This is a genomic window from Phytobacter ursingii, assembly GCF_001022135.1.
Lineage (GTDB): Bacteria > Pseudomonadota > Gammaproteobacteria > Enterobacterales > Enterobacteriaceae > Phytobacter > Phytobacter ursingii.
This window is the reverse complement of sequence record NZ_CP011602.1, coordinates 4,656,704-4,669,223: the sequence shown is the minus strand read 5'-3', so window position 1 is coordinate 4,669,223 and position 12,520 is coordinate 4,656,704. Positions and strand designations below refer to the sequence as shown.

The following is a 12,520-nucleotide window of genomic DNA, read 5'->3' as shown; positions in this document are numbered from 1 at the left end:
GTGGCGGTTACAATGTGGCGTTGCCGAAATAACCTTCGAGGAACGCCACACATTTTTTCGTTTTAATGGACTCTTCCAACTTACCGGGATAAATCGCCCACACCGAAGCACGTTCATAATAACCCGGCAGAATCTGAGTCAGTTCTCCCGCTTCAATATACTTACGCGCATCCCACTGGCTACGAAGCGCAATCCCGTGCCCATCCAGCGCCCATTGCAGAATCACCTCTCCACTGTTTGACGATAAATCGCCATGGACACGTACGGTTTCAGTACGATGGCCATCAGTCAAATGCCAGAGGCCAAAGGGAAGGCCCTTTTCCTGCAAAAACAGGCAATCATGCCCGGAAAGCGCCTCTGCCGTTTGCGGCATACCACGCTCACTCAAATAGTCCGGAGACGCACAGAGGATACGCTTATTCTCCGCAATTTTTTTAGCGTAATAGCGGTCATGAAATTCATCACCCACGATCACTTCCAGGTCAATCCCCTCTTTGACCAAATCAATTTTAATATCAGTTAGCGTCAGCTTAATTTTGAGTTTAGGGTTTTCTTTCGAAAATAACGACAATGCTTTGGCCAGATGATTTTTTCCAAAACCAAAAGAGCTACAAATATGAATACTGCCAACAATATCGTTTTTTACATCTTTTATCTGTTCGAGCACCGATTCGGTTTTATTTATTAGCTGTTCCGCCTGTACACGAGTCACCTCACCGGATTCCGTAAGCTTGATATCGCGGGTGTTGCGATAGAAAAGCTTCACTCCCAGCATCTCTTCAAGAATGCCGATGCGTTTAGTGATATACGCATTTGATACGCCAAGCTCAATAGCCGCTCGCGAAAAGCTATTATTCCTGACGACAGTTAAAAAAACATTGAAATCTTCAATGAGAGGCCAGTTTCTTTTCATCAAAACTTTCCCTTATGCGAAATATAAATGATATTGCTTCTTTGCGTAAAGTATAAGGGATTGTATAAATAATTGATATAATATCCTAAGCAAGATGGAATAAACGCATCTGTGATATTAACGAGGGCAGCGGGGAACTCATTGAATCGTCCAGTCAGATAAACGAATTCCAGGGATACGTTCAAATTCGCGCGTATTGTTAGTGACCAGAATTAACCCCTGCGACCGGGCGTGAGCAGCGATCATGCTGTCATAAGGGCCAATAGGTGTACCGAGCTTTGCCAGCTCTGCCCGAATTTGCCCGGTATGTGTTGCGGCTTCTATGTCATACGTAAGCACTTCAAGCCTTGCAACAAAACTTTCAACAACGCGTAAGTTTTTCTCTGGCATGGCTGACTTTTCCGCGCCATAAATCAATTCCATCAGGGTGACAGAACTGATACACATGCGGTCATAATGTTGCCTGAATGCTTCACGTACCACAGGAGGCTTATTCTTGATGGTAAAAATGCAGATGTTGGTATCCAGCATATATTTCAGCATTAAAAATCTTCCCTATTTTGCTCCCCAGGCTGCTCACGCGAACTCATAAAATCGGGGCTCACGCTCTCGCCATCAAACCAACTATCCCAGGCTTCTCCAGCCGGAGTAATTATCCGTGTCCTGCCTAATGCCACAATCTCAACCTGTTTAACATCATCAGGCAGAGCAACCGCTTTAGGTAAACGTACGGCCTGGCTGCGATTACTTTTAAAGAGTGTCGTTTTTTCCATACGATCCTCCGCTGGTGAAAATTTACACGATAAGCTTAAATCATGCACGGGATATGTCAATGGGATATACGTCATTTCCCCGCACCTTTCCTTTTTGATGCGGGGCAACACCTATACATTAAATCTGTGCCAGGCCGCCGTCGACAAACAGCTCGACGCCGTTGATATAGCTCGCGTCGTCCGAGGCGAGGAACAGCACGGCACTGGCCACCTCAGAAGGCTGACCAATACGGCCTGACGGGACCTGTTCGGAGAGCCAGGATTTCGTGCCTTCCGCCTGGTCGCCGCCACCAAAGAGTTCATTCAGACCGGCGGTGTCCGTCAGACCAGGGCTGACGGCATTAACGCGAATGCGGCGCGGTTTGAGATCAAGAATCCAGCTACGGGCAAAGTTACGCACCGCCGCTTTGGTCGCCGAGTAAACGCTAAATGCCGGGGTGCCTTTCACGCTGGTGGTGGAGGCGGTCATCACGATGGAAGCGCCATCTTTCAGCAGCGGCAGGGCTTTCTGTACGGTAAACAGCACGCCTTTAACGTTAGTGTTGAAGGTCTGCTCGTAATGCTGTTCGGTGATTTCACCCAGTGCGGCAAAATCCCCGCCGCCCGCATTCGCCACCAGCACATCAATCTGCCCGTGCTGTTGCTGAATCACATCATAGAGATGGTCGATATCGGCCAGTTTCCCCATGTCGCCACGCACGCCGACCACGCTGCCGCTGATGGCCTGTACCGCGTTATCCAGTGCTTCCTGGCGACGCCCGGTGATGTAAACATGCGCCCCTTCGGCGGCGAACGCTTTTGCTGTCGCCAGGCCAATACCGCTGGTACCACCAGTCACTACCACGACTTTATTGCTGTATCTGTTCATTTTAAGCTCCGGTTTATTCCGTTGGGTTAGTGATGATGAAGATACCAGTGGAACGATGGTGCAAAAAGATAGCAATTATGCTACCTATCGTTCTATTAAAGGAACGATGGGGCGACAATGCGTACCGATCTGAATGACTATCGCTATTTTGCCGAGGTGGTGCGCCACGGCGGATTTGCTGCCGCAGGCAGGGCACTGCATGAACCAAAATCAAAACTCAGCCGCCGAATAGCCGAGCTGGAATCTCGTCTCGGCGTACGGCTGATTGAGCGAACCAGCCGCCGCTTTCGCGTCACGGAAGTCGGCGAGGCGTTTTACCAGCGTTGTCGAGCCATTCTGCAAGAGGCAGAGCAGGCAGAAGCGTTGATTGTGAATGCCCATGCCGAGCCGCATGGTCTGGTGCGCTTTAGCTGCCCGACAGGGATGGTGGAAGTGGTTTCCGACACGATGATGGCCTATATGCACCGCTATCCGAAGGTCCGGCTGCAAATTCTGGCCCTCGACAGGCCCGTGGATTTGATTAATGAGCGCATCGATGTGGCCCTGCGCGTGCGCACGCAACTTAATAGCGACGCGGAACTGATTATGCGTACGCTGGGTATTTCGCATCGGATCCTGGTGGCAAGCCCGGCACTGGCGCGGCGTACGGGGGAGGATATAGCCATATTGAATACCCTCCCCACGCTCAGCACCAATGATGGCGACGCCGAAGTGGAGTGGCCGCTGGAAAACCGCGACAAGCAAAGCATGATGTTTCGTCATGAACCGATGATGAGTTGTAGTGATTTTGCGGCGGTGCGCACGGCGGCAAGCCAGGGACTTGGCGTGGCGTTTTTACCGGAGCATTTTTGCCATCGCGCATTAGAAAAAGGGGAGCTGGTGCAGGTGTTCCCACAGTGGCGCAGCGTGCCGGGGATTGTTCACCTGGTATTTACCACGCGTAAGGGGCTGCCGCCTGCGGTCAGAGCCCTGATTGACAGTCTCGCCGCCTATTTTGCGACGTTGACGAGGTTGTAGTGCTCATCCGGGGCATCCCCGGCGGCGCTGCGCTTGCCGGGGCTACGGACTGTAGATACGGTGAACGGAACCCACCTTCCGAGCCGCATTTTCCCCCTCACCCTGGCCCTCTCCCTCAGGGGTGAGGAATCCCCAGTAATCTTACGTTTTACAGCGATAACACCGCTTAATAAGAATAAAACAGTGACAGCGATGACAGGGTCCGGCTGAAAATCGATGAGGCGTTGGCGGCTGACCGGGGCCCTCTCCCCCAAGGGAGAGGGCCCCGGTCGTGCTCGCATTTTTTGTGGGGATCCCTCCCCCTCTACGATCGGGCACTGAACCCGTATCCCGGATAAGGTAAAGCCGCATCCGGGATATTCCCTTTCATAGCGTCAACAGCGACGAACGGATGATGCTGCCCGGCATCATTGCCTGCAAACCGGCCGCCAGTTCATCCCCTGCAGCATGCAGGGCATCAAGCGGCATCTCTGGCAGGCTTTCCAGGATAAACCACATCTGGCTATCCGTGGCGCTCAGGCGGGTCCGCACCCCTTGTCGCCAGTTCCAGCGCCGACACGTTACCCCCAGATCGTCACGCCACACCACTTCACCCGGTTCCGGTGACTCTTCCGCCACGTGTCCGTCTTTCATCATGTCAAAACGCTCGGTCCCCTCGGCAATGACCAGCCTCGGCGCGCCTGCATAGGCAGCAAGGTTCTCGCCCCCCACCGGGATGGCATAGCGCAAACTGATGGCGTTATAGAGGTCTACCACTGGATCAATCGCGGCCATTACGCCGTCGCGCAATACCCGTTTACGCAGCGCGTCGGCGGAACAGGGCGTGCGTTTCGGCTTCGCGCCGAAGCGCTTAAACACCTCACTCCAGGCATCCAGATGCGCCTGCGCCCAGACCGGGCCGCCTGCCATCACCTCAGCACATGCGCGCGTTAACGCCGCTTCTCCCACCTGTGGATGCACTAACGGCGCGGCCTCCACCAGCATACTCAGGGCTCGAAACTGGGGAGCAATACGGGCAAGACCGGCGTCGATTGACGGCTGAACGGAAAGCATCGGATAATCCTTTTAGTGACCAATTTATCCCATACTATCGACCGATGACCAAAAAAGTCAATATACCGACCGATGCAGGTGCCGATCTGGATACCGTCAGCCAGGCAGTGGCCGCACGCATTAAAACGTTCCGCCAGCAGCAAAAATTGTCGCTGGACGAACTCTCTCGCCGGGCAGGCGTCAGCAAAGGCATGCTGGTGGAGATCGAAAAGAGCCTGGCCAACCCCAGCATCGCGATGTTGTGTAAAATCGCCGCCGCGATGGGCGTTTCCGTGGCGGATATTGTCGATGTGGCCAGTAAACCCGCCATCAGCCTGATTGGCGCCGCGGACATTCCGGTACTGTGGAACGGTGATAAAGGCGGTTCTGCCCGCTTATTGGCGGGCACCAGCGGGCCCGATATGCTGGAAATGTGGCGCTGGCATCTGTTTCCCGGCGAGCATTTTACCTCTGCGGGCCATCCGACTGGCACCGTTGAGCTTCTGTACGTGGAGCAGGGCATACTGACTATCACCGTCAATGAAACCGTCATGGCCGTCACGCAGGGCAGCACCGCCGTCGCCCGAACCGATGCACCCCATGCCTATGCCAACGACGGTGATGAGGAAGTGTGGTTTACCATGACGGTCAGTGAACGCCATACGTAAGCCAGCCGCATAGCCCATTATGATTTTGCCGGGTTATCCCCACCCGCGCCCTGTTACATTATCCCGGCTCGCCGCTCCTCTGTGGCGGGCTGTCGGGACAGGGGGTGAAAGCCTTTGCCTCAGACACTCATGAATGTGCCTCATAGCACCTTTTCGCTTTCTACGGCTAATCAATCCCGGCGATGCTGCGTAAACTTTATCCTGCGGTTTTACCTTTCAGGAGAAGAAAATGAAAATTATCCGTAGTGGTTCTGTCCCTTCCGCACCCGGCCCGGAGGCCTATTTTACCGGCCGCGTGCGCCTCGACTCTCCGTTCCAGACCGATGCCCCGGCGCGCGTCGGCGGAGCGATTGTGACCTTTGAACCGGGGGCGCGCACGGCCTGGCACACCCATCCGCTGGGTCAGACGCTGATCATCACCCACGGCAAAGGCTGGATCCAGTGTGAAGGGGAACCCATCCAGGAGATGAATCAGGGCGATATCATCTGGATCCCGCAGGATGTGAAACACTGGCATGGCGCAACGCCAGAGAATGCGATGACCCATATCGCTATCGCCGAATCACAAAACGGCAGCCCGGTTACCTGGCTTGAGCAGGTATCGGATGAACAATATCGTCGCTAGCCTCGGCATAACGCCGCTGTAAATCTTGCTTAAACGCCTCACGCAGGGAAGCGGGCGAATGGATGCTGACATCCGGTAGCCAGTAGCGTAGCCAGCGGAACAACGTGTGCGGGTCTCGAATATCACACGAAATCGTCATGCCGCCGTCGTCGTGCCGTTCCACCACGCGCTGAGCAGGAAAAAGCGGGCGTCGGCTGACGAACTTCGCCGCATGAGCCGAAATCCGTAATTGCACCTCTGTCTTTTTGCCAAAGCGAATACCCGAACCTGCTTCAAGCTCCTCCAGCACCTGCGGATCGGCCGTGAAATGGCTTGTCCCCGGCGAAAAGCGGGAAATAAGCGCCAGTTCGAAGGCCTTTAGCGTGCCCGCATCCACCGCCGCCAGATACCACAAACCATAATGGTTTATTAAGCGATACGGCTGAACACAGCGGTTTTTTTCCCGATAGCAGTACGTGACTTCCTGCCGGGCGGCAATGGCCTGGTTGAGCTGGCCTATCAGGGCATCCATGGTGTAATTTTCCCGGCTACTGGCACCATGAAAGGCGATGTTATCCCGGTTTTTCATGCTGTTACGTAGCGACTGACCATCCCGACGAGGGAACAGATGCGCAACGCCCGCGAAATCGGCAAATTCCTCCAGGTGCCCGGTATGCAGCGTCGGCAGTAAATGCGTGCTAAGGCGATAGCGACCAGGCGAGACCTGATCCAGTAAGTGGGCAAGCCGCGCCAGGTCGCGATACGCGGTGCGCGCCGTAATGCCGAATTTCGTACATAACCATGCTTTATCGATGGTATTTCCCTGATAAAGGACCGAGAAAATTTCGCACAGTCGCTCAATCAGCACATCGTGTTTCTTTGCGTGACTTTCCTTCATTGTTCCCTGTCCCGAACGACAAGTCAGAAGGCGCTTACGCGGCGGCAATCACCTGCCAGACTTGTGCGGTAATACGTGGCGTTCATCAACATGGTTAACGGCAGAGGCGACAAAAACTCCAACCGAACGACGGGAAAAATTGTCTCAGGTCATGCAAAACTACAATTTTTAGGTGGGAAAAGCGCACCGGATGGCGCATGACCATCCGGTTTGCGCCTTACTGACCGGCGTTGTTCAGTGCGGCGATATCCTCACTGGAAAGGGTCAGCGACACTGCGGTCACGAAGCTTTCTATATGGGCGATTTTTGTGGCGCTGGCGATAGGCGCGGTGACGCCAGGCTGGGCGATAAGCCAGGCAAGCGCTATCTCAGCGGGTTTGACGTTATGTTTTGCCGCCACTTTATCTACCGCATCCAGAATGGCAAAGCCACGTGGATTCAGATACTTGCTAATTCCCTGCCCGCGCTGGCTCTGGCTGAGATCGCTTTCGCTGCGGTATTTGCCCGACAGGAAACCCGAGGCCAGGCTGTAGTAGGTCACCACACCGATATTTTCCCGAACCGTTAACTCCTGCAGCTTTCCTTCAAAGCTGTCACGGTCATACAGGTTATATTCCGGTTGCAGCACCTGGTAGCGCGGCAAATCGTTGTCATCCGCCACGCTCAGCGATGCCTGTAACTGTTCTGCATTCAGATTTGACGCCCCGACAGCACGGATTTTTCCGGCGTTGAGCAGCTTCTGGTATGCCCCCAGGGTTTCGTCATACGGCGTTTCGCTGTCCGGCCAGTGGGAGAAATACAGGTCGATATAGTCGGTTTGCAGACGGCGTAATGAGTCGTTGACCGCGTGTTCAATCCAGCGCGCGGAAAGGCCTTTTTTGCCAGGTTCCCCCAGATCGGCGCCGACTTTGGTAAAAAGGGTGACTTTTTCACGCACGCCAGGATGAGCGGCAAACCACTTGCCAATGATGGTTTCCGATTCACCGCCTTTGTTTCCCGGCGCCCACGCAGAGTAAACGTCTGCGGTGTCGATAGCGCTAAAGCCACGCTCCAGCAACGCGTCCAGTAAACTGAAACTCTGCTTCTCATCCACGGTCCAGCCAAATACGTTACCGCCAAAAACCAGCCGGGGGATCTGTAAACCCGTGGTACCTAATGAACGTAAAGCCATTCGCACATACCTTTTAGATGACGGACTAGCCCGGCACTCCTTGCGTCGCCAGCCCGGACAACATAGGGCGCTGATTTGCGCCTTTCGCCGCCTTCATCACTGAACGCGATCCCTGATTGCTTGTATGGCTTCAACAATAGTCGCCTATCGTCACCTCAGGGGTTAGCAAAACGTGGCTTTTTGAAAGCTGAATATTATCTGACGATAGACGCAGGCGGACGATATACAGGGCCCGCTTAGCTTTCAGACGAGCGCATCAGGACTGCGGATGAAACGCCGGATGGGTATGCAGCAACGCAGTGATAGCGCGCAGAGGCTCGCGTAACACGCTGTGCAACTGGCGAATCGCCGGGGAAAATTGCTTGCGGTGTGGGCAAATCAGATTGAGGGGCGCCGCTTCGCCTGGGTGCTGTGGCAATAACACCTCCAGCCTGCCCGCCTGAACATCCGCGCTGATATCAATCCACGATTTGTAGACGATGCCCATCCCCTCCAGCGCCCAGCGGCGGGCAACATCCGCATCGTCGCACAGCATTCGGCTTTTAACGATCAACTGGCGACGCATGCCGTCTTCCGGGAAGCTCCATTTGTCATAGACGTGGCTGTTCATGGTAAACAGCAGGCAGTGGTGATTGACGATGTCGTCCAGAACTTGCGGCCTGCCGTGTTGTTGCAGGTAAGCCGGGGAGGCGGCCAGTACGCGGCGGTTATCTTCTGCCAGCGGTAATGCGACATAGCTACTGTTATCCAGCACGCCATAGCGAATCGCAATGTCCACCGGGTCGCGAAAGACATCGCTGACTTCATCAGAGAGCGACAGGCGCAGCGAGACTTTCGGGTACTGCTGGCAAAAGCGGGTGATAAGCGGCAATAGCACGTTGCGGCCAATATCAGACGGTACAGCCACACGCAGTTCACCCTGAATGTCGTTGTCGCTACTGTGCAGGCTTTCCGCGCCCGCATGCACCACGGCCAGCATCTCCTGAGCGAAGGGGAGATATTTTTCTCCCTCTGTGGTCAAACGCAGACTGCGGGTCGAGCGCGCAAACAGGCGCTTGTCGAGGTCACGCTCCAGGCGGTGTACGGCGGCGCTGACCTGCCCCGGCAATAGTCCTGCCTCCCGCGCTGCACTGGAGAAACTGCCCAGCGCGGCGGAGCGAACAAATAAGGTGACATCTTCAAGGCGAATCATGATTTCTCCTGCCGGGCTTACGGTCTGCCCTCTTTTTGCCAGAAAAACCCACAGGCGCAAAGCGCCAGGGCATTATTTTCACTTCCGGAGGGAAAGTGCTGCACAGCGGAGGTGATTTATCTCGTCAGCATTTGTGTTTATTCTCGACCAACCAGACGGGGCGACAAGTCCCGAATTTATTTCATTTTCCTGCCCGGAGAGAGACGATGACTTTAGATGATGCCGTGATTGCCCGCCATACCGTTAAAGCCTTTGAAGGGGGTAAAACGCTGCCGCAGGAGCAGATTGAAACGCTGCTGAATGTACTACAAAACAGCCCCTCTTCGGTGAACTCCCAGCCGTGGCATTTTGTGGTGGCATCGACGGCCGAAGGCCGCGCCGCGATTGCAAAATCGACCACCGGTGCGTTCATTTACAACGAACCTAAAGTGTTGAACGCTTCGCACGTTATTGCACTTTGCATGCGTACGGATCTGGATGATCAGCATCTGCAAAAAGTGCTGGCACAAGAGAACGCAGATGGCCGTTTCGTCGCCGAAGGCGCGCAGGCAGGCCAGGATAAGAGCCGTCGCTCTTATGTCGATATGCACCGCTATGAGTCCCGTGATATTCCGCAGTGGATGGAGAAACAAGTTTATCTGGCGCTGGGCGGACTGCTGCTGGGCGCGGCGATGTTAGGTATTGATGCAACGCCGATGGAAGGGTTTGATCAACGTGCGCTGGACCTCTCTTTGGGTCTGCGTGAAAAAGGGTTCACCAGCGTGGTGCTGGTGTCGCTCGGTTACCGCAGCGAAGGTGATTTCAACGCCGCCCTGCCGAAATCCCGTCTGCCGCGTGAAGAGATTTTTACCTTTATTTGAGGGTAAATGCTGCACGCGTGCTGTTTGCGGCATTTCCCCCTCACCCTAACCCTCTCCCTCAAGGGAGAGGGGACCGTATTGCGTGCGCGGCGCTTGCCGGGGCTACCAGAACATAGCCCGGATCAGGCGTTTACGCCGCCATCCGGGACACTCCCCGGCGGCGCGGCGCTTGCCGGGGCTACCAGAACGTAGCCCGGATCAGGCGTTTACGCCGCCATCCGGGACACTCCCCGGCGGCGCGGCGCTTGCCGGGGCTACCAGAACGCAGCCCGGATCAGGCGTTTACGCCGCCATCCGGGACACTCCCCGGCGGCGCGGCGCTTGCTGGGCTACCAGAACGTAGCCCAAATCAGGCGTTTACGCCGCCATCCGGGACACTCCCCGGCGGCGCGGCGCTTGCCGGAGCTAACAGACCAGATCCCGGATCAGGCGTTTATGCCGCCATCCGGGACACTCCCCGGCGGCGCGGCACTTGCCGGTGCTACCAGAACGTAGCCCGGATCAGGCGTTTACGCCGCCATCCGGGACACTCCCCGGCGGCGCGGCGCTTGCCGGGGCTACCAGACGTAGCCCGGATCAGGCGTTTACGCCGCCATCCGGGACACTCCCCGGCGGCGCGGCGCTTGCCGGGGCTACCAGACCGTAGCCCGAATCAGGCGTTTACGCCGCCATCCGGGACACTCCCCGGCGGCGCGGCGCTTGCCGGGGCTACCAGAACGTAGCCCGGATCAGGCGTTTACGCCGCCATCCGGGTATTCCCCTCTACGTCAAAGAAGAGCAGTTGTCCCGTTTTATGAGTTATCCCTTCCCTCACCCTTTCATCATCCATTTCCGGATGTCAAACTGAGCGATTTACAACCGCCAACCGTTTGCTTATAAGTACGCCACGCAAACGACTTGCAAGGCAGACAATAATGAAAAAAACACATAATGAAGTCAGTAAATTTCTGAGCTACGTTCTGCGCCATCAACCAGAAGCCATTGGTCTGGAACTGGATAGCGAAGGGTGGGCGAACATTGATGCACTGATCGCGGGCGCGGCAGGCCAGGGGCAATCACTGGACAAACAACTCATTGAAGCCGTCGTGGAAGGCAGTGATAAAAAGCGCTTCGCCCTCTCCGAAGACGGACTGCGTATTCGTGCCGTTCAGGGGCACTCGACGGCGAAAGTCGATATTGCCTTTACAGAAAAAAAACCGCCGGACATCTTGTACCACGGCACCGCCAGCCGTTTTCTCACCGCCATTCTTGCCGAAGGATTAACCGCGCAGTCGCGACAATATGTTCATCTCTCTGCCGATCGGGAGGTGGCTATTCAGGTCGGGCAGCGCTACGGCGCACCCGTGGTGCTGGAAATTAACGCATTAGCCATGTTCGAGCAGGGTTATCCGTTCTATCAGGCGGAGAATGGCGTCTGGCTGACCCGGCAGGTTGCGGTGGAATTTATCAGCCAGTGATCGCGACGTAAAAAAGCCTCCGGGCGGAGGCTGGCTTTAACCGTTAGCGCTTGATCATTTCAGGAATAATTAAATCCCCGCGCACTACACAAGAACCGAGTACGCTCTGGGTTTTTTCGTTGAGCCACGCGACAATCCGCGCCGCCATCGCGTCCATGGAGTACTCAATCGCCGGGATTTTTGGCACCCCCGGCAGGTGCAACGAACCCGCCAGGCTAAAGACCATGATGTCGCCCGGTACAGATTTATTGAATGCCTGCAACTGCGGGATCACTCGCTGGGCTTCTTGTTCATCCGCCACCAAAAGCGCATTGAAATTCAAGGTAGTGGCATTGTTGAGCAATACCTGCAACGCCACAGATGACGAGGTGTCATCCATAAACACCAGGTTGCGGTTAAACGGCAGGAAGTTGTTTTCCAGCGCATGCTTATAACCGAGTAACACCTGGTCGGTGTTACCGCGGGCATCCGGATGAATCAGTGCAATCTGGCGTCTTCCCTGGCTTATCAGGAAGTTGCAGGCCGTTTCTGCCGCGAACGCATGATCAAACTGGATGCTGTTTAGCGTATCCGACTCCGCGCAATCCACCAGAATGACATTCTCGTCGTTGATATTCAGCGGGAAGCGGGCGCCGATAATTAATACATCATCGCACAATCCACAGGTGAGTTCTTCCAGCGCGCTCATCACTCCCGCTTTGGTATTCGCAAAGCGCAGCAACAGGTGTTTCTGACTCTGGCTGAGATGTTTTTCCAGCGCATAAAGATACGCGGTGGTCTGGTTGATATTGTCCTGGGCGCAGATCACGCCGATGCAGCCTGTCGACTGGCTGAGTAAGGACTGCGCGATAACATTGGGCCGATAATTCAGCTCTTCGACCGCTTTCAGTACTGCGAGGCGACTGGCTTCCTTAACGCCGCGCGAACCACTCAACACCCGTGAGACTGTGGCTTTGGACACCCCAGCTAAACGTGATACATCGTTGATTGTAGACATCTTTTTCCCCTGACAGACGAATAAGTTGCGCCTGAAAATTCAAAGTACAGCAATGGTTCATAATATAACC

At 55.2% G+C, this 12,520-nt stretch carries 15 protein-coding genes; 6 read left to right on the top strand and 9 right to left on the bottom strand.

Going from position 1 to position 12,520, the window contains the following annotated elements; all coding sequences use genetic code 11:
- Window positions 1–7 precede the first annotated feature (7 nt).
- The 4 genes from AB182_RS25550 to AB182_RS25535 form a co-directional block, all read right to left on the bottom strand.
- Window positions 8–913: a LysR family transcriptional regulator gene (locus AB182_RS25550; protein ID WP_047372518.1), complete on the bottom strand. Its 906-nt coding sequence runs from the start codon at window positions 911–913 to the stop codon at window positions 8–10.
- A gap of 138 nt (window positions 914–1,051) precedes the next feature.
- Entirely contained in the window at window positions 1,052–1,456 is a 405-nt protein-coding gene (gene vapC, locus AB182_RS25545; RefSeq protein WP_047372517.1) for a type II toxin-antitoxin system tRNA(fMet)-specific endonuclease VapC, read from the bottom strand.
- Complete coding sequence (vapB, locus tag AB182_RS25540; RefSeq protein ID WP_047372516.1) at window positions 1,456–1,686, bottom strand: type II toxin-antitoxin system VapB family antitoxin; 231 nt, start codon at window positions 1,684–1,686, stop codon at window positions 1,456–1,458. The genes vapC and vapB overlap by 1 nt, the downstream gene beginning before the upstream one ends.
- Window positions 1,687–1,804: 118 nt before the next feature.
- Window positions 1,805–2,554 (bottom strand): SDR family NAD(P)-dependent oxidoreductase, encoded by a 750-nt coding sequence (locus AB182_RS25535; RefSeq protein ID WP_047372515.1) that lies wholly within the window; start codon window positions 2,552–2,554, stop codon window positions 1,805–1,807.
- Window positions 2,555–2,671: 117 nt separating this feature from the next.
- On the opposite strand from AB182_RS25535, the gene AB182_RS25530 reads away from it, so the two are divergent.
- Window positions 2,672–3,571: a LysR family transcriptional regulator gene (locus AB182_RS25530; RefSeq protein WP_047372514.1), complete on the top strand. Its 900-nt coding sequence runs from the start codon at window positions 2,672–2,674 to the stop codon at window positions 3,569–3,571.
- Between the two features lie 366 nt (window positions 3,572–3,937).
- On the opposite strand, the gene AB182_RS25525 is transcribed toward AB182_RS25530, so the two are convergent.
- Complete coding sequence (locus tag AB182_RS25525) at window positions 3,938–4,624, bottom strand: B3/B4 domain-containing protein (protein ID WP_047372513.1); 687 nt, start codon at window positions 4,622–4,624, stop codon at window positions 3,938–3,940.
- Between the two features lie 44 nt (window positions 4,625–4,668).
- On the opposite strand from AB182_RS25525, the gene AB182_RS25520 reads away from it, so the two are divergent.
- On the top strand, window positions 4,669–5,271 hold the full coding sequence (locus AB182_RS25520) for a helix-turn-helix domain-containing protein (RefSeq protein WP_047372512.1): 603 nt from the start codon (window positions 4,669–4,671) through the stop codon (window positions 5,269–5,271).
- A gap of 229 nt (window positions 5,272–5,500) precedes the next feature.
- Window positions 5,501–5,896, top strand: coding sequence for a (R)-mandelonitrile lyase (locus tag AB182_RS25515; protein ID WP_047372511.1), 396 nt, complete (start codon window positions 5,501–5,503; stop codon window positions 5,894–5,896).
- Here the strand turns inward: AB182_RS25515 and AB182_RS25510 are convergent.
- The 3 genes from AB182_RS25510 to AB182_RS25500 form a co-directional block, all read right to left on the bottom strand.
- A complete protein-coding gene (locus AB182_RS25510; RefSeq protein WP_047372510.1) occupies window positions 5,853–6,773 on the bottom strand; it encodes a WYL domain-containing protein in 921 nt (306 codons plus the stop codon). The genes AB182_RS25515 and AB182_RS25510 overlap by 44 nt on opposite strands.
- A 217-nt stretch (window positions 6,774–6,990) precedes the next feature.
- Window positions 6,991–7,944, bottom strand: coding sequence for an aldo/keto reductase (locus tag AB182_RS25505; RefSeq protein ID WP_047372509.1), 954 nt, complete (start codon window positions 7,942–7,944; stop codon window positions 6,991–6,993).
- A 256-nt stretch (window positions 7,945–8,200) separates the two neighbouring features.
- The gene (locus AB182_RS25500) at window positions 8,201–9,136 is read right to left on the bottom strand and encodes a LysR family transcriptional regulator (protein ID WP_047372508.1); all 936 of its coding nucleotides are present in this window, start codon (window positions 9,134–9,136) and stop codon (window positions 8,201–8,203) included.
- Window positions 9,137–9,342: 206 nt separating this feature from the next.
- Between AB182_RS25500 and AB182_RS25495 the strand changes: the two genes are divergently transcribed.
- The 3 genes from AB182_RS25495 to AB182_RS25490 all read left to right on the top strand — a co-directional run bounded on the left by AB182_RS25495 (window position 9,343) and on the right by AB182_RS25490 (window position 11,453).
- Window positions 9,343–9,996, top strand: a complete 654-nt coding sequence (locus AB182_RS25495; RefSeq protein WP_047372507.1) for an oxygen-insensitive NAD(P)H-dependent nitroreductase NfsB — start codon at window positions 9,343–9,345, stop codon at window positions 9,994–9,996.
- 245 nt (window positions 9,997–10,241) lie between these two features.
- Window positions 10,242–10,718 carry a hypothetical protein gene (locus tag AB182_RS32410; protein WP_139153728.1) on the top strand — a complete coding sequence of 159 codons (477 nt, stop codon included), beginning with the start codon at window positions 10,242–10,244 and terminating at the stop codon, window positions 10,716–10,718.
- Window positions 10,719–10,910: 192 nt separating this feature from the next.
- Complete coding sequence (locus tag AB182_RS25490) at window positions 10,911–11,453, top strand: RNA 2'-phosphotransferase (RefSeq protein WP_047372506.1); 543 nt, start codon at window positions 10,911–10,913, stop codon at window positions 11,451–11,453.
- Window positions 11,454–11,496: 43 nt separating this feature from the next.
- Here the strand turns inward: AB182_RS25490 and AB182_RS25485 are convergent, their stop codons facing one another.
- Entirely contained in the window at window positions 11,497–12,450 is a 954-nt protein-coding gene (locus AB182_RS25485; RefSeq protein WP_047372505.1) for a LacI family DNA-binding transcriptional regulator, read from the bottom strand.
- Window positions 12,451–12,520 lie beyond the last annotated feature (70 nt).

What these genes read in the sequence shown, in the direction of transcription:
- AB182_RS25550 (WP_047372518.1), bottom strand. Translation starts at nt 913, where the DNA reads ATGAAAAGAAACTGGCCTCTCATTGAAGATTTCAATGTTTTTTTAACT.
- vapC (WP_047372517.1), bottom strand. Translation starts at nt 1,456, where the DNA reads ATGCTGAAATATATGCTGGATACCAACATCTGCATTTTTACCATCAAG.
- vapB (WP_047372516.1), bottom strand. Translation starts at nt 1,686, where the DNA reads ATGGAAAAAACGACACTCTTTAAAAGTAATCGCAGCCAGGCCGTACGT.
- AB182_RS25535 (WP_047372515.1), bottom strand. Translation starts at nt 2,554, where the DNA reads ATGAACAGATACAGCAATAAAGTCGTGGTAGTGACTGGTGGTACCAGC.
- AB182_RS25530 (WP_047372514.1), top strand. Translation starts at nt 2,672, where the DNA reads ATGCGTACCGATCTGAATGACTATCGCTATTTTGCCGAGGTGGTGCGC.
- AB182_RS25525 (WP_047372513.1), bottom strand. Translation starts at nt 4,624, where the DNA reads ATGCTTTCCGTTCAGCCGTCAATCGACGCCGGTCTTGCCCGTATTGCT.
- AB182_RS25520 (WP_047372512.1), top strand. Translation starts at nt 4,669, where the DNA reads ATGACCAAAAAAGTCAATATACCGACCGATGCAGGTGCCGATCTGGAT.
- AB182_RS25515 (WP_047372511.1), top strand. Translation starts at nt 5,501, where the DNA reads ATGAAAATTATCCGTAGTGGTTCTGTCCCTTCCGCACCCGGCCCGGAG.
- AB182_RS25510 (WP_047372510.1), bottom strand. Translation starts at nt 6,773, where the DNA reads ATGAAGGAAAGTCACGCAAAGAAACACGATGTGCTGATTGAGCGACTG.
- AB182_RS25505 (WP_047372509.1), bottom strand. Translation starts at nt 7,944, where the DNA reads ATGGCTTTACGTTCATTAGGTACCACGGGTTTACAGATCCCCCGGCTG.
- AB182_RS25500 (WP_047372508.1), bottom strand. Translation starts at nt 9,136, where the DNA reads ATGATTCGCCTTGAAGATGTCACCTTATTTGTTCGCTCCGCCGCGCTG.
- AB182_RS25495 (WP_047372507.1), top strand. Translation starts at nt 9,343, where the DNA reads ATGACTTTAGATGATGCCGTGATTGCCCGCCATACCGTTAAAGCCTTT.
- AB182_RS25490 (WP_047372506.1), top strand. Translation starts at nt 10,911, where the DNA reads ATGAAAAAAACACATAATGAAGTCAGTAAATTTCTGAGCTACGTTCTG.
- AB182_RS25485 (WP_047372505.1), bottom strand. Translation starts at nt 12,450, where the DNA reads ATGTCTACAATCAACGATGTATCACGTTTAGCTGGGGTGTCCAAAGCC.